The following is a 15,851-nucleotide window of genomic DNA, read 5'->3' on the forward strand; positions in this document are numbered from 1 at the left end:
GTGGAGGAGCAGATGAGCTGGGCGGTCGTCACCGGCGCGGGGCGGGGCATCGGCGCGGTCATCGCCCGCTGCGCGGTCGAGAGGGGGTACCGGGTCGCGGTCTGGGACGTCGACGGGGCGGCGGCCGGCGCGGTCGCCGGCGAGCTCGGTCCGGCCGCCGTCGCCGCCACCGTCGACGTCACCGACGAGGCCGCCGTGGGGGCGGCCCTCGACGCGGTGCCCGAGGCCCCGGCCCTGGTGGTCAGCAACGCCGGCCGCGTCCGCTTCGGCCCGCTGCTCACCCTCGACCGGCAGGACTGGGACGCGGTGCTCGCGGTCAACCTCACCGGCACCTTCCTCGTGGGCCGGGCGGCGGCGCGGCGGATGGCCGAGGCCGGGGGCGGCGCGATCGTCAACATCTCCTCGGTCAACGGGATCGCCGCCGCGCCGCACGCGGGGGCCTACACCAGCACCAAGGCCGCCGTCGTCCTGCTCACCGAGCAGATGGCGCTGGAGTGGGCGCCGCTGGGCGTGCGGGTCAACGCCGTCGCCCCCGGACTGATCCGGGCCGGCATGTCCGACCCGATCTACGCCGACCCCGAGGTCCGCCGGCAGCGGCAGGAGAGGGTGCCGCTGGGCCGCCTGGGCACCGCCGAGGACGTCGCCGCGGCCGTGCTGTTCCTCGCCTCCGACCGCGCCGGGTACCTGACCGGGCAGACGCTCGCGGTGGACGGCGGCCTGACCAAGGCGGCGCTGCTCGGCCTCGCGCGGCCGCGGAGCGTGGACCCGGGTGGCTGAGAGCCCGGGCCGGGCCACCCGTCCGGACGACGACGCGGGCGGGAGCGGCTGGCATGCTCACGACGCCGACGCGGGTCCCGCGGGGACGCCACCGGGAGGGATCGGGCCGTGACGCACGACGACGTCATCGAGCGGCTGCAGCACCTGGGCATGTCCGGGTACGAGGCCAAGGCCTACCTGGCGCTCCTCGGCGCCGGCGGGCCGGTCAACGGCTACGAGGTCGCCAAGCGGTCCGGGGTGCCGCGCAGCACGGTCTACGAGACCCTCGCCAAGCTCGTGTCGCGCGGCGCGGCCTTCGAGGTCCGCGGCGCCGCCGACTCGGTCGACTACCTGCCGTTGCCGGCCAAGGCGCTGCTGGCGCGGCTGAGCCGGGACTACTCGGAGTCGCTGGCCGCGCTCGACGCGGTGCTGCCGTCGATCACCGCGCCGCCCGCGGTGCACGTCGTGCACGACCTGTCCGGGGCCGCGGCGCTGCTCGACCGCGCTCGCGACGTCGTCGCCGGCGCCCGCCGGGAGCTGTTCCTGTCCATCTGGCCGGAGGAGATGGCGGCCCTGCGGGAGGGCGTGACGTCGGCGGAGGCCCGGTCGGTGGCGGTCACGGCCATCGCGTTCGGCGACGTCGGCGACCCGGTCGGCCGGACCTACCGCCACGAGCTGTCCACGCCCGAGGTGGTGCTGGAGAACCTCGGCTGCCGGATGCTCACCGTCGTCGGGGACCGGCAGGAGGCGGTGATCGGCGGGTTCACCGAGACCGGCGCCTGGGGCGTCTACACCGACAACCCGGCCGTCGTGCTGCTGTCGGTGGAGTACGTGCGCCACGACATCGCCATCCAGCTGATGGGCCACCACTTCGACGCCGAGCAGATCCGCACCTTCTGGCGGGAGGACCCGGACATGGGGCGGCTGCGCGCCGACCGGGGCCTGCCGGCGGTGACGCTGCGGGCCGGCGCGCAGGCGGCCCCGGCCCGTCGGGCGCGCCGGGGCAGGTCGGCGGGCTGAGCCGCCCCGGCGCGGGGCGCGAGGAGGGGAGGCGACGTGCGGGACCTCGCGGGCTCGTCGGTGCTGGTCACCGGCGGGGGCTCGGGCATCGGCGCGGGCGTGGCCCGGCACCTGGTGGGCCTCGGCGCCCGGGTGACGGTCTCGGGCCGGCGGGCCGAGCGGGTCGAGGCGGTGGCCCGCGAGCTGGGGGAGGCCTGCCTGCCCGTCGCCGCCGACGTCACCGTCTCGGCCGACCGGGAGCGGCTCGTCGCCGCCGCGACGGCGCACGGCGGCGGGCTCGACACGCTCGTCAACGCCGCCGGCAACATGTACCGCGGCGCCCTCGAGGAGCTCGACGAGCGGGCGATGCTCGACCTCTTCCACGCCAACGTGGTGGGACCGGTGCAGCTGTCGGGGCTGGCCCTGCCGGCCCTCCGTGCCAGCCGCGGGTCGATCGTCCTCTTCGGGTCGGTGCACACCCAGCGGGCCTTCCCCGGGGCCTCGCCCTACGCGGCGACCAAGGGCGCGCTCGAGGCGCTCACCGGTGTCCTCGCCGCCGAGCTGGGGCCCCAGCACGTCCGCGTCAACTGCGTGCGTCCCGGCGCGGTGCCCACCGAGATCAACGTGCGGGCCGGGCTCGGCACGCCCGAGCAGGCCCGGGCGCGGCTGGACGCGCTGGCCGGGGCCCACGCTCTGGGCCGCATCGGCACCGTCGGGGAGGTGGCCGAGGCGGTCGCCTACCTGGCCGCCGCGGAGTGGGTCACCGGCACGGTGCTGACCGTGGACGGGGGGCTGGCCCTCGGCGTCACCAACGCCTGACCGGCGCCGGCCGGTAGTCGTGAGCTCCCTTGACACCACCAGGGGCCCCTCCGACGATGAGGGGACCGCGGGGCCCCTGTCCGGGAGTGCGACCCGCCGCGCAGGGAGGTGGCGCCGGTGTCCGAGCCGATCCTCGTGTCCGGGGGCACGGTCATCGACGGCACGGGGGCCGATGCCCGGCCCGGGGAGGCCGTGCTGGTGCGGGACGGCCGGATCGCCGCCCTCGGGGCGCGCGCCGAGGACCAGGCCGCGGCCCTGCCCGGCCTCGTCCGGATCGACGCCACGGGGCGCACGGTCATGCCGGGCCTCGTCGACGCCCACACCCACCTGTCCTTCGGGGAGCCGACCGGCAACGACGAGCTGTTCTTCCACCGCACCGAGGCCTACAGCTCGATGCTGTCGGCGTACAACGCCCAGAAGGTGCTGCGCGCCGGCGTCACCAGCGTGCTCGACGCCGACTGCCTGTGGAACATCGGCGTCGAGCTGCGGGACGCCATCGAGGCGGGGTTCGTCGAGGGACCGCGGATGCGCGCCGGCGGCAACGCCCTGATGACGATGCTCGGCGGCACGGCCGGCCGGCTCATCCGGGACGAGGGCACCACCGGCTACGCCACCGTCGTCCACGACGTCGACGGCATCCAGCGGGAGGTGCGGCGGCAGATCAAGCACGGCGTCGACTGGATCAAGGTCATGGTGACCGGCCTGATCCCGTCGGTGAAGGGCCCGGAGGTCAAGGTCTGGAACCGGCGCGAGATCCAGGCGGTGGTCGACGCCGCGCACGAGCTGGGCACGCCCGTCGTCGGGCACTGCCGCAACTCCGTCAGCACCAAGGAGTCGGCCGAGGCCGGCATGGACCTCATCTACCACTCGTCCTACATGGACGACGAGGCGCTCGAGGCGGTGGTCGAGTCCGGGGCGACGCTGTGCCCGACGTTCACCCTGCTGGGCAACCTCGTCGACTACGGGGAGCGGGTCGGCACCGCCCCCGAGCTGCTCGACGTCTTCAAGGCCGAGCTCGACGTCACCGGGGTCATGGTCGACAAGGCCCACCGTGCGGGGGTGCGGGTGATCACCGGGTCGGAGACCGGTTTCGCGATCACCCCCTGCGGCGAGTGGCACGCCCGGGAGCTGGCGATGCTCGTGCAGTACGCCGGGTTCACGCCCCTGGAGGCCATCACGGCGGCGACCAGCCAGGCGGCCTGGGCCGTGCGGATGGAGGGCAGCCTGGGTGCCCTGCGCGAGGGGTACGTGGCCGACCTGATCGTGGTCGACGGCGACCCGCTGGCCGACATCGGCGTGCTCACCCGCGAGGGGGCGATCGTCGAGGTGGTCAAGGACGGGCGGCGGATCGACCTGTCCCGGCCCCTCCCGGAGCGCCGTCCCCGGGCGGGGGAGAAGGTCAGCTTCCTGGCCGCCTGCCCGCTCACCCGGGCCTTCGCCCTGGAGGACACCCGGCTGCAGGCCGCGAAGGCCGAGGGCGACGTCCTCTCCGACGAGCAGATGGCCGAGCTGGCCAAGGCCTGACCGGATCCGGTGTCGCCGGCGGGCCCGGCCGGGTGCCGCCGCGCGCCGCGGGGTGTCCGCGACCGATCGCGAGCGACACCATGGGCCCTGCGCCGGGCCGCCGGGAAGGGCGGCGCGGACGCGGAGAGGAGCGGCCGCCGTGGCGCGAACCGGGACCGGCCAGGGCCTCCGGCGCGACCGCCGTCCGGCGCGGCCGCCGCGTCCCGGGCCGGCCCCCGGTGAGTCCGCGCTGGTCCTCGGGGCGCTCGGGGTGGTCTACGGCGACATCGGCACCAGCCCGCTCTACGCGATGGAGACGGTCCTCGCCGTCGACGGCGGCGCGGTGGGTGCCGCCACCCGCGACGTCCTCGGGGTCGCCTCGCTGGTCTTCTGGTCGCTGACCCTCACCGTGACCGTCAAGTACGTCCTCGTCGTCCTGCGGGCCGACAACGACGGCGAGGGCGGGGTGCTGTCGCTGGCCACCCTCGTCGCCCGCTCCCTCGGTCCCGCCGCCGGCCCCCGCGCCGCCGTCGCCACGGCGCTCGGCGTGCTCGGCGCGTCGCTGTTCTACGGCGACAGCGTGATCACGCCGGCCATCTCGGTGCTGTCGGCCGTGGAGGGCCTGGAGGTCGTGGACCCCGGCCTGTCCCGCGTCGTGCTGCCGCTGGCGGTCGCGGTGCTGACGACGCTGTTCCTCGTCCAGCGGTGGGGGACCAGCCGCGTCGGGCGCGCCTTCGGGCCGGTGATGCTGGTGTGGTTCGGCGTCCTCGGCGCGGCCGGGCTGGCGCACGTCCTGGCGCGGCCGGGGGTGCTGCGGGGGCTCTCGCCCGGCTACGCGCTGGGGTTCGCCGTCGACCGGCCCGGGGTCGCCCTCGCGGTGATGGGCGCGGTGGTGCTGACCGTCACCGGCGCCGAGGCCCTCTACGCCGACATGGGGCACTTCGGGCGCCGGCCGATCCGCCGCGCCTGGTTCTCACTCGTCTTCCCCGCCCTGGTCCTCAACTACCTGGGGCAGGCGGCGCTGGTCGAGGGGGACCCGGCGGCGCGCGAGGACCCGTTCTTCCTGCTCTTCCCCTCCTGGGCGCAGCTGCCGGTGGTCGTGCTCGCCACCGCCGCCACGGTCATCGCCTCGCAGGCCGTCCTCGCCGGCGCCTTCTCGGTGTCCCGGCAGGCGATGGCGCTGGGCTACCTGCCGCGGCGGCGGGTGCGGCACACCTCCGCGCAGGAGGCCGGCCAGGTGTACGTCCCGGCGGTCAACGCGGTGCTGTTCGTGCTGGTCCTCGCCGTGACGGTGGGGTTCGGCTCCTCCGCCCGGCTGGCCGCCGCGTACGGCGTGGCGGTGACGGTCACGTTCCTCGTCACGACGGCGCTGCTGCTCGTGCTCGCCCGGGTGCGGTGGCGGTGGTCCCGGCCCCGGCTGGTGCTCCTCGGCGGCGTGCTCGGCGCGGTCGAGCTCACCTACGCCGTCGCGACCCTGCCCAAGGTGCCGCACGGCGGCTGGCTGACCCTGCTGATCGCCGGCACCGTCCTCACGGTCATGACCACCTGGCGCCGCGGCCGCGAGCTGCTGGAGGCCCGGCGCGCGCAGCGGGAGGGCCCCCTGGACGCCGTCCTCGCCGAGGTGCGCGCGGCCGCCGTCCCCCGCGTGCCCGGGGTCGCCGTCCACCCCCACCCCACGGACGCGACCGCGCCGCTGTCGCTGCGCGCGACCGTCGCCCGCTTCTCGGTGCTGCACGAGCGGGTCGTGGTGCTCACCGTCCGGACGGCGAGCGTGCCGCACGTGCCGGAGGAGCGGCGGGTCAGCACCCGTCCGCTCGGTCCCCCCGAGGCCGGCTTCCTCCACGTCGTCGTGGAGTCCGGCTTCCTGGACCGGACCGACCCCGAGGCCGCGCTGCGCCGCGCCCTGGACGGGGTCGCGGAGGCCGACGCGGACGCGGCGACCTGGTTCGTGACCCGGCCGACGCTGCGCCCGGCACCGCGCCCGAGACCGCGACCGGGCATGAGTGCCTGGCGCGCCCGGCTGTTCGTGCTGCTCGCCCACGGCGGGACCGGCTGGCCGGAGCACCTCGCGCTGCCCCCGGAGCGCACCGTCGTCATGGGCGCGGAGATCGACCTCTGACCCGTCGGGGGAGGATCGGCCGGCGGCCGGGGCCCCGGCCGGGCGACGGCGAGGGGAGCGGGACGTGACCGACGAGGGGGACCTGCGGCGGCGGTGGGCGCAGGGGCGGGCCTGCCACGGGGTGTGGAGCCTGCTGCCGGGTGCGGTGACCGCGGAGCTGCTCGCGCGCACCGGCGCGGACTACGTCGTCGTCGACCTGCAGCACGGCGCGGCGGCCGAGGCCGAGCTGCCCGGGGTCGCGGCGGCGGTGACCGCGGCCGGCGCGGTGCCCTTGGTGCGCACCCGCAGCCCGTCCTTCGCCGACGTCGGCCGCCCGCTCGACCTCGGCGCCCGCGGCGTCATCGTCCCCAACGTGCGCGATGCCGGGCACGCCCGGGAGGTCGTGGCCGCCTGCCGGTACGCCCCGGCCGGCGGGCGGTCGATCGGGCGGCTGTCGGGCGGGTGCGAGCAGCCCCTGGTGGTCGTGATGGTCGAGACCGCGAGCGCGCTCGACGACCTCGACGCCGTCCTCGCCGTCGAGGGGCTCGACGGGGTCTACGTCGGCCCCGGGGACCTGTCGCTGTCGCTGGGGCTGGCGGGGGCCGGCCGGCGGGAGGAGCTGCGCGGCGTGCTGTCCTCCGTCGTGGCCCGCGCGGTGGCCGCCGGCGTGCCCGTCGGCGTGCACGCCTCGAGCGGTCCGGAGGCGGCGGGGTGGGCCGCGGAGGGCGCCACGATCGTCACGGTCGCCGTCGACGCCGGCTCGCTGGGGGAGGCGGTGACCGGCTCCCTCGACGTCGTCCGCGCCCGCACCTGACAGCGCGCCCGACACCGCGCCCGACCGCGGTGCCCCGCCGGTGTATCAGCGGCGGGACCGGGCCCCTCTGCCGGTCGTCGTCACCGACCGAGGGGACCGCCCGTGGACCACGACCTGCGCCTCGCACCCCGCAGCGGACCGCGCGTCACGCTGCTCGACGGCTTCTCCGTCGCGGCCGGTGACCCGCCGGCGGCCGGGGAGCTGCCCCCGGCCGTGCAGCGGCTGGTGGCCCTGCTGTGCCTGACCGGCCGGCCGGCCCGCGCCGCCGTGTCCGGCCGGCTGTGGCCCGACGTCGACGAGGACCGGGCCCGGGCCAGCCTGCGGTCGGCGCTGTGGCGGCTGCGCCGCTGCGCCCCCGGGCTGGTCGACCACTCCGACGGCGCGCTGCGCGTCGCCGACGGCGTGCGCGTCGACGTGCGCGAGCTGCAGGAGTGGGCCGGGCAGGTCCGCGACCCGCGGGTGCCCGCCGGGCGGCTGACCCTGCCGCGCCCGGCCCTGCTGGGCGACCTGCTGCCGGGCTGGTACGACGACTGGGTCCTGCCGGAGCGCGACCGGCTCACCCAGCTGCGGCTGCACGCGCTGGAGACCCTGGCGGGGCGGCTGCGCACCGTCGGCCGCTACGCCGACGCGCTCCAGGCGGCCCACCTCGCCGTGCGGGCCGAGCCCCTGCGGGAGAGCGCCCACCGCACCGTGGTGCAGGTGCACCTGGCCGAGGGCAACCTGGCCGAGGCGCTGCGCGCCCACGACGCCTTCCGCGACCTGCTGCGCGAGGAGCTCGGCGTCCCGCCGACCGGGCAGATGACCCGGCTGGTGCAGGGCCTGGGCCGGCCGCGCCGGGCCGCCTCGTGACCGCCCCGGGGATCCCCGCCGTGACCGACCACCGCCCGTCCTCGCCGTACCTGCGCGCCCTCGAGCACGCCCGCGCCCTCGGCCGCGCCGACGGGCTCCTCGAGGCCGCCGTCGGGCCGGCGGGGGAGACGGTGCCGGCGGGGACGTGCTGCCACGGGCGCGGCCCCGACGGGCTGGCCCGCCTGGTCTGGGACGGCGGGGGCAGCGCACCGGCCGGGGTCCGGCTCAACGCACCCGCCTGGTACGCGGACGGCTTCCGCGGCGCCCTGGTCGAGGCCGGCCGGGACCGCCCCCGCGTGCCCCGGCCGCGGCCGCCCGGCGACTGACCGCCGTCCGCGAGGAGCTGCCGTGCCCCCGGTCCGCACCGCCCCCGCCGCGCGGGTGCTCGCCGCCGCGGCGGAGGTCGACGCCCGCCCGGGCCACGGGGACCTCGGCCCGCTGTCGGCCGCGCGCGGGTTCCTGCCCACCCGCCCGCCGTCGGAGCGGCTGCCGGGGACCCACGCGGCCTGGGACCGGACGGCGGCGGAGCTGCCGGCGCTGCTGCGCGACGTCGCCGTCCGGGAGGCCGTCGAGGAGCTGCCGCTGCTGCCGGCCGGCCCCGACGCGCTGCCGGACACCGCGCTGCAGCGGGCGGCCACCGTGCTGGGCCTGCTCGCCCACGCCCACGTGCACGGCCGCGCGCCCCGGCCGGCGGGCCTGCCGCCGGCCCTCGCCGTCCCCTGGGCCGAGGTGCTGCGCCGGCTGGGCCGCTCGCCGGAGCCGGTGCTGGGCTATCCCGACCTCATCGTGCACAACTGGCGCTCCGCCGCCGGGCGCGACGACCTCCCGCTGCTGTCCGACGACCTGCGCCTGCTCGTGCCCGCGGCCGGCAACGAGGAGGAGCGCGTCTTCTACCTCACCCAGGTCGAGGTGCTGGCGCGCTGCGCGCCGGTGGTGCCGGCCGCGGCCGACGCCCAGCAGGCGGTCCTCGACGACGACGCCGAGGCCCTCTGCGCTGCCCTCGACGCGGTGACCGCGGCGCTGCGGGCCGCGACCCGGTCCCTGCGGCTGATCGACCCCCGCCCCGGCGCCCGCACCCACGTCGACCCCGTCGTCTGGGCCAAGACCGTGGCCCCGCTCGCGGTGCCGCTGCGGCCCGGCGACCTCGGGCCCAGCGGCACCGCCTCGCCGGTCTTCGGCCTGCTCGACGCGCTCCTCGGCCGGCGCGGGCACTCCAGCCAGCTCGGGCAGGAGATCCTCCGGCACCGCCGCAGCGCCCCGCCGCGCTGGCGGCGGTTCGCCGACGCGGTCGAGGAGGTCCCGGTCGCCGCGTACGCGACCACCCGGCGGCGGCCGCAGCTGGCGGCGTCGTTCGACGCGGCGATCGAGGCCTACGCCGGCGCCGACGGGTTCCTCGGCCGGCACCGGCGCCTGGTGTCGGGCTACCTGGCCGTCGCCTTCATGGTCGGCCGCGGGGTGACCATCGGCGGCTTCACCGGGTCCCCGCGCGAGCTCACCTGGCACACCGTCGACGCGGCCCTCACCGCGTCCCGCACCGAGCGCGACCCCGCGCCCGCGGCCCGGCCCCGGCCCCGCTCCGCCGCCCCCGGCCGGCCGGTGCGCCGGGGGCACGGCCTGGCCGACCTCGCCGAGCACAACGACGACGAGCACGGTTGGTGGCTGGCGGTCGGCGGCCGCGTGCACGACGTCACCGCCTTCCTGCAGCGGCACCCGGGCGGGGCGGCGGTGCTGCGCGCCCACGCGGGACTGGACGCCACGACCGCCTTCGGCCGGGTGCACGGCGGCCGGCCGGGACCGGGGCACCTGCTCGCCGGCACCGACGTGGGGCCGCTGCTGCGACCCCGTCTGACCCTGGCCCGCCCGCTGCACGACGCCTGGGCCGATGCCCTGACCGGCCTGGTCCACCTGCAGAACGCGTTCGGTCTCGACCGCTCCTTCGGGCGCGACACCGACCTGTGCCGGCCCGGCGGCGCCCGCCCGTCGGCGCTGCAGGCCGACCGGGCCGCGGACACCGCGGCCCGCTTCGGCGACGAGTACCTGCCCCGGTTCGCCGCCGAGGTCCTCGCGCCCCTCGCCGCCCGCGTGCTGCGCGAGCAGGGAGCGGTGCCCCGCGGGATCAGGACCGTCCCCGGGCCGCCGCCGGCCGGCACCCTCCGGCACCGGCTCGACCTGGTCGAGCGGCGGCTGGCCGCCACCAAGGCGCTGCTGGTCGCCGGCGAGCGGGACTTCGACACCTGGGGCGACGCCGTCCTGGCCCGGGGCGGGCTGTGGTGCCTGGCCGCGCGGGCGGTCCCGGTCTGCGCCGGGGCGGCCACCGTCACCGTGCACCGGGCGCGGCCCGCGCGCTGAGGGCCGGCCTCCCGGGGGAGGCCGGCCCCCGACGGGGTCACACGGGCAGGATCCGCAGGGGGACGCCGAAGCCGCCGAGCCGGCGGGTGCCGTTCTTCTGCTCGGAGTGGTCGCCCGCGTCGGTGAGCAGCGCGTCGAGCGCCTCCCGGGCCGTGGCGGCCCGCCCGTCGCGGACCATCCGGACCACCGCCCCCGCCACCTGGGGCGCGGCGAAGGAGGTCCCGCTCCAGGTGGCCCACGAGCTCGGTCCGAAGCTGTCGGGGTCGACCAGGTCCGAGGCCGGCGACTCCTCGCCGATCACGTAGGTGGAGACGACGCCCTGGCCCAGGGTCGAGCAGGTCACCCAGTCGCCCCGCGAGGACCACTCCGCCCCCACGACCTGCTGGTCGTCGTCGTCGTCCAGGCGGAGCGCGGCCACGGCCACCACGTGCCGCGCGAACTCCGGCACGCCGGCGAACGCCGCGGGCCAGCACGGGCGGCGGTCGTCCCCGTAGTTGCCCGCCGCGCAGACGACGAGCAGGTGGCGCCCCTGGTCCTCGGCGACGGCGATCGCCGTGCGCAGGGCGTGCTCCATCGCCAGCGGCGGCCGGTCGCCCGAGGTCTGGAAGCCGAGGGACAGGTTGACCACCTCCGCGCCGTCCTCGGCCGCGCGGACCAGCTCGCGTGCGACGTCCACCTCGTCCCCCTCGCCCTCGGTGTCGAGCGCGAGCCGCACGTCCAGCCGCGCACCGGGCGCGACCTGCTCGACGACGCCGGTGGTGAAGGTGCCGTGCCCGGCCGCGCGGTCGAGGAAGCGGTCGGCCGGGACGACGTCGAGCAGGTCCAGGTTGTCCGTCCGCGCCAGGCCGGCCAGCCAGCCGTCCTCGCGCTGCTCCGCGCTCACCCCGTTGTCGACGACCGCGACCACGGGGTCCCCGCCCTGGCCGGGCTCGGGCCGGAAGTCCCAGGACACGCCGGGACCCGGTCCCGAGGGCTCCGGCCCGCCCGCCGCCTTCCGGATCGCCCCCAGCAGGGAGACGTGGCTGGGCGCAGCCCGCGCGCCGGTCACGGCGCCGGCCACCGCCCCGGACGCGCGCAGGCTCCGCGCGCCGGCTCCGACGGACACCAGCACGCGCAGGTCGTCCAGCCCGGGGACCGCCACCACCTGCGGCGCGTAGTACCTCGACTGCAGCTCGGCGACGACCGCGGGGACGTCGTCCCGGCGCACGACGAGCCGGTTGGGGGTGACGGCGGTCCCGTCGCGCTCGACCCGGATCCGGGCCGGCCCGACGGCGCTGCGCCGCTGCTTCAGATCGGCCAGGGCCCGCAGGTGGTCCTCCTGCAGACCGCCGGCGGCGGCCATCTCGGCCAGCCACGTCGCGATCTGCGCGCGCACCGCGGCCCGCTGGGCGGGGATCTGGTCCGGGGAGCGCAGGTCGCCCGGTGCCTGGGGGAACTGGTAGGCGTCCGCCATCGTGGATCTCCTCCTCGCCGCGCCGGATCCGGAGCAGAATCGTCCCGGTGACCGGCGTCACACGGGAAGAGTCGACCGGCTCCCTCCTGATACGCGCGCAGCGGGCCTACGACGGCGTCGTGGGCGACCCGCGGCGCTTCGACCGGGCCGCCGCCGACGTCGTCGAGGCCGCCCGCCGGGCCGCCGATCCCGAGGCGCTGGTGGTCGGCCTGCGGGCGGTGGCCTGGGCGGCCCGGGCCCGGCGGGACAACCGGCGGGCGCTGCGGCTGCTCGACGAGGCGCTCCGGCTGGCGCGGCAGGCCGGGCTGACCTCCCGGGTCGCGGAGCTGCTGGTGACCCGGGCGGCGGTCGTCCTCGAGCTGGGACGGGTCGCGCTCGCGCTGCGCGACCTGGACCGGGCCGTGCCCGCCGGCGGGCGCCCCCCGCCCGAGGCGGACTTCATGCGCGCGGTGCTGCTGCACAACCTGGGGCGGCTCGAGCCCGCTGCGGCGTCCTACCGCCGGGTGGTGGCCGACCCCGCCGCGACCCTGGACAACCGGGGGAGCGCGGCCAACAACCTCGCCCTGGTCGCCGCCTCCCGGGGCCGGTTCGACGAGAGCCTGCGGCACCTCGACCGCGCCGAGCAGCTCGCCGCCGGCATCGGACCGTCGATGTACGCCTTCGTGGCGCACAACCGGGGGCTGGTGCTGGCCCAGAGCGGGCGCCTGGCCGAGGGGCTGGCCCAGCTCGACCGCGCGACGGAGCTGTTCACGCAGACCGGCGTGCCGCTGGGCGAGTACCACATGGAGTACGCCGACGTGCTCGCCGAGCTGCGGCTGCTGCCGGAGGCGCGGGAGCTGGCCGGGCGCGCCGCGGCCGACCTCGAGGCCCAGGGCGTGCTGCTCCTCGCCGCGGAGGCGCGGCTGACCGTGGCGCACACCGCGCTGCTGGCCGGGGACGCCGCGGCGGCGCGGACGGCGGCCGACGCGGCCGAGGGGCTGTTCCGCCGGCAGCGCCGGACGGCCTGGGCCGCCCGCGCGACGGTGCTCGCCGCCGAGGCCGCCCTCCTCGACGGCACCGGCGACCTGACGCTGCTGCGGCGCGCGGCACGGGCCGCGGGGTTCCTCGACCGGGCGGGCGTGCCGTCGGCCGCCGCGGCCGCCCACCTGGCCGCCGGCCGGCTGGCCGCGGAGCTGGGGCGCCCCCGGGTCGCCCGGCGTTGCCTCGGGGCCGCGCGCGACCGCAGCCGGCGCGGCCCTGTGCTGCTGCGCCTGCGCGGGCACCTCGCCGGCGCCTGCGCCGAGCGGCTGGCCGGCCGGGACGACGCGGTGCTGCGGCACTGCCGTGCCGGGCTCGCCGACCTCGCCCGGCACCGCGCCGCCCTCGGCTCCACCGAGCTGCGGGCGCTGGCCTCCGGCCACGGGGTCGAGCTCGGCCGCCTGGGACTGGAGACGCTGCTGTCGACCGGCTCCCCGCTGCGGGTGCTGGGGTGGATGGAGCAGACCCGCGCCGCCGCGCTGCTCGGCGTCGAGCCGCCGGCACCCGACGGGCTGCAGGACGAGCTCGCCGAGCTCCGCCTGGTGCACGCCGAGCTGGCGCAGGCGCTGCGCGACACCGGCGAGGAGCCGGCCGAGCTGCGCGCCCGGCAGGGCGCCGCGGAGGCCCGGCTGCGGCGGGCCACCTGGCAGCGGCCGGGCTCGGGCGCGGGCCGGGCACCGGTGTGCACGCCCGCCGAGCTGCGCCGGCACCTCGACGGGCGCGCCCTGGCGTCGTTCGCCACGGTCGGCGGGGAGCTCGTCGCCGTCGTCCTGCACGGCGGCGGCAGCCGGCTGGTCCGGCTCGGCCCGGCGCAGCCGGTGACCGCCGAGTGCGACAGCCTGCTGTTCGCGCTGCGCCGCCTGCTGCGCCCCGGCCGGGCGCCGGCGCTCGCGGCCGCGCGGGCCGCCGCCGAGCACGCGCTGGACCGGCTGGCGGACCTGCTGCTGTCCCCGCTGGGCCTGCCCGCGGACGTGCCGCTGGTGGTCGTGCCCGACGGGCGGACCCGCCGCGTGCCCTGGCCGGCCCTGCACGGCGCCCCGGTGTCCACCGCGCCGTCGGCGGCGCTGTGGGCCCGCACCGCGGCCGCCCCCCGCTCCGCCGGCCCGGTGGTGCTCGTGGCCGGGCCGCGGCTGCCCGGGGCGGTCGCCGAGGTCGAGGCCGTGCGCCGGTCCCACCCGGAGGCGACCGTCCTGACCGGCGCGGCGGCCACGGTCGCCGCGACGACCGGCGCGCTGGCCGGCGCCGGCCTGGCGCACCTGGCCTGCCACGGCCGGCTGCGGTCGGACAACCCGTCCTTCTCCGCCCTGGAGCTGGCCGACGGGCTGCTGACCGTGCACGAGCTCGACCGCCGCGGCATCGCCCCCCGGCGGGTCGTGCTCGCCGCCTGCGACTCGGCCGCCGACGTCCCCTACGCCGGCGACGAGCTGCTCGGCCTCGTCAGCGCGCTCCTGGCGCGGGGGACGACGGGGGTCCTGGCGAGCACGGTCGCCGTCGGGGACGCGGAGTCCGTCGGCCTCATGGACGCCGTGCACCGGGGGCTGGCCGCCGGCCTGACCGGTGCCGACGCGCTGCACGCCGCCCGCGCCGCGCTGGACCCGGCCGACCCGCGCTCGTTCGTGCACCGGTGCGCCTTCGGCGCCTACGGGGCGGGGTGAGCGGCCCGCCGGGGTATCAGGCGCGCGTCCCTGGCCTCTGACAGGGAGCGGCGGGTCCGGGACGGTCCCGGGCGGCCGGCGCCGCGTGCTGGCAGCCGGCCCGGTCGGGGGGCACCATGCCGGTGCGGGATGCCCGTGCGGGGGCGGACGGGGAGGGAGGCGGCGGTGTCGGTACCGGGGCCGGGCGACGACGAGCTGCTCGGCGAGCTGCGCGCCGCACTGCGCGCGGCCGGCAGTCCCACCCCGGCGATGACCGACGCCGCCCGCGCCGCCTTCTCGTGGCGGACCGTCGACGCCGAGCTCGCCGCCCTGACCAGCGACTCGCTCCTCGACCGGACGGCGGGCGTGCGCGGGGGGCCCGGCGGACCCCGGGACCTGGTGTTCGAGGCCGGCGACCGGTCGGTGGAGGTGGCCCGGGACGAGGACTGCCTGGTCGGGCAGCTGGTGCCGGCCGCTCCGGGGGAGGTGTCGCTGCTGGCCCCCGGCGGCGAGGTCGACCGCACCACCGCCGACGAGTGGGGCCGGTTCCGGTTCGACCGGCCGGTGTCGGGCCTGACCCGGCTGCGCTGCGCCACGCCGTCGGGCGTGCTGGTCACCGACTGGGTGCGCCTGTGAGGCCCCGCCGCCTCACACCTCCAGCAGCGCCTGCACCGCCCGGTGGGTCCGGATCCGCGCGATGGCCCGGGCCCGGGTCGGCCCGATGCTGCCGACCGGCATGTCGAGCCGGCGGCTGATCTCCTCGTAGGGCAGCGGCGGGTCCTCGATCAGCAGCAGCAGGAGGGTGCGCTGCCGCTCGGGCAGCTCGGCGAGGGCGGCGAGCAGGGCCTCGTGCCGTTCGCCCTGCAGCAGCCGGTGCTCGGGACCGGGGGTGTCGTCGTCCGGCCGCGCCCGGGAGTCGAGGTCCTCGGAGGGGACGACGCAGTGGCCGCCGCGGAGGTGGTGGCACTCGTGGCGGGTCGTGGTGGCGATCCAGCCGGGCAGCGCCCGCGGTTCCCGGATGGCGCCGAGGTGCTCGACCAGGCGCAGCCACACCGTCTGGGCGACGTCCTGGGCCTCGGCGTCCTGCAGCCGGTGCCGGCGCACGATCGACAGGACCAGCGGCAGGAAGCGCTCGACGAGGCGGTCCCAGGCGACGGCGTCGTCGCCCAGCGCCCGGGCGACCAGCGTGGCGACGGCGTCCTCGTCGGCATCGGGCTCCACGGACCGTCCCCCTCGCTCCCGGACGCCACGGCTCCTCCAGCCTAGTGACGCCGGTGCCCCGCCGAGGACCCGTGAGGCGTTCAGCCGAGGGCCCGGGCCACCGCCTCCTCGGGGGGGGGGGGGGGCGCGCCGGCGCCCCCCCCCCCCCCCGCCCCCCCCCCCCCCCCCACCCCCCCCCCCCCCCCCCCCCCCCCCCCCCCCCGCCCCCCCCCCCCCCCCGCCTCGCCGGTCTTCGGCCTGCTCGACGCGCTCCTCGGCCGGCGCGGGCACTCCAGCCAGCTCGGGCAGGAGATCCTCCGGCACCGCCGCAGCGCCCCGCCGCGCTGGCGGCGGTTCGCC

13 protein-coding genes are annotated in these 15,851 nt (G+C 78.6%); 11 read left to right on the forward strand and 2 right to left on the reverse strand.

Translation table 11 applies throughout. The features are described from left to right. Window positions 1-12 precede the first annotated feature (12 nt). From ACI780_RS05725 to ACI780_RS05765, 9 genes are all read left to right on the forward strand, one after another. The gene (locus tag ACI780_RS05725) at window positions 13-777 is read left to right on the forward strand and encodes an SDR family NAD(P)-dependent oxidoreductase (RefSeq protein WP_456868605.1); all 765 of its coding nucleotides are present in this window, start codon (window positions 13-15) and stop codon (window positions 775-777) included. A 108-nt stretch (window positions 778-885) separates the two neighbouring features. Further along, window positions 886-1,776, forward strand: coding sequence for a TrmB family transcriptional regulator (locus ACI780_RS05730; RefSeq protein ID WP_457001389.1), 891 nt, complete (start codon window positions 886-888; stop codon window positions 1,774-1,776). A 36-nt stretch (window positions 1,777-1,812) separates the two neighbouring features. Next, complete coding sequence (locus ACI780_RS05735; RefSeq protein WP_456868603.1) at window positions 1,813-2,574, forward strand: SDR family NAD(P)-dependent oxidoreductase; 762 nt, start codon at window positions 1,813-1,815, stop codon at window positions 2,572-2,574. A gap of 117 nt (window positions 2,575-2,691) precedes the next feature. Next, window positions 2,692-4,098, forward strand: a complete 1,407-nt coding sequence (locus tag ACI780_RS05740) for an amidohydrolase family protein (RefSeq protein ID WP_456868602.1) — start codon at window positions 2,692-2,694, stop codon at window positions 4,096-4,098. Window positions 4,099-4,237: 139 nt separating this feature from the next. Beyond that, entirely contained in the window at window positions 4,238-6,196 is a 1,959-nt protein-coding gene (locus tag ACI780_RS05745; protein WP_457001392.1) for a potassium transporter Kup, read from the forward strand. 64 nt (window positions 6,197-6,260) lie between these two features. After that, on the forward strand, window positions 6,261-6,989 hold the full coding sequence (locus ACI780_RS05750) for an HpcH/HpaI aldolase family protein (RefSeq protein WP_457001394.1): 729 nt from the start codon (window positions 6,261-6,263) through the stop codon (window positions 6,987-6,989). A gap of 102 nt (window positions 6,990-7,091) precedes the next feature. Next, window positions 7,092-7,838: an AfsR/SARP family transcriptional regulator gene (locus tag ACI780_RS05755; RefSeq protein WP_457001396.1), complete on the forward strand. Its 747-nt coding sequence runs from the start codon at window positions 7,092-7,094 to the stop codon at window positions 7,836-7,838. A 20-nt stretch (window positions 7,839-7,858) separates the two neighbouring features. After that, the gene (locus ACI780_RS05760; RefSeq protein ID WP_456868598.1) at window positions 7,859-8,164 is read left to right on the forward strand and encodes a hypothetical protein; all 306 of its coding nucleotides are present in this window, start codon (window positions 7,859-7,861) and stop codon (window positions 8,162-8,164) included. A 22-nt stretch (window positions 8,165-8,186) separates the two neighbouring features. After that, a complete protein-coding gene (locus ACI780_RS05765) occupies window positions 8,187-10,187 on the forward strand; it encodes a cytochrome b5 domain-containing protein (protein WP_457001399.1) in 2,001 nt (666 codons plus the stop codon). Window positions 10,188-10,224: 37 nt separating this feature from the next. Here the strand turns inward: ACI780_RS05765 and ACI780_RS05770 are convergent, their stop codons facing one another. Beyond that, on the reverse strand, window positions 10,225-11,640 hold the full coding sequence (locus ACI780_RS05770; protein ID WP_457001401.1) for a S8 family peptidase: 1,416 nt from the start codon (window positions 11,638-11,640) through the stop codon (window positions 10,225-10,227). 47 nt (window positions 11,641-11,687) lie between these two features. Between ACI780_RS05770 and ACI780_RS05775 the strand changes: the two genes are divergently transcribed. After that, window positions 11,688-14,312 (forward strand): CHAT domain-containing protein, encoded by a 2,625-nt coding sequence (locus ACI780_RS05775; protein WP_457001403.1) that lies wholly within the window; start codon window positions 11,688-11,690, stop codon window positions 14,310-14,312. A gap of 165 nt (window positions 14,313-14,477) precedes the next feature. Beyond that, window positions 14,478-14,927 (forward strand): hypothetical protein, encoded by a 450-nt coding sequence (locus tag ACI780_RS05780; protein ID WP_456868594.1) that lies wholly within the window; start codon window positions 14,478-14,480, stop codon window positions 14,925-14,927. A gap of 12 nt (window positions 14,928-14,939) precedes the next feature. Here the strand turns inward: ACI780_RS05780 and ACI780_RS05785 are convergent, their stop codons facing one another. After that, on the reverse strand, window positions 14,940-15,512 hold the full coding sequence (locus ACI780_RS05785; RefSeq protein ID WP_456868593.1) for an RNA polymerase sigma factor: 573 nt from the start codon (window positions 15,510-15,512) through the stop codon (window positions 14,940-14,942). Between the last annotated feature and the right edge of the window lie 339 nt (window positions 15,513-15,851).

This window comes from Geodermatophilus sp. SYSU D00814, assembly GCF_054050055.1.

Coding starts and splice junctions, on each gene's coding strand:
- ACI780_RS05770 (WP_457001401.1), bottom strand. CDS start 11,640: ATGGCGGACGCCTACCAGTTCCCCCAGGCACCGGGCGACCTGCGCTCC.
- ACI780_RS05725 (WP_456868605.1), top strand. CDS start 13: ATGAGCTGGGCGGTCGTCACCGGCGCGGGGCGGGGCATCGGCGCGGTC.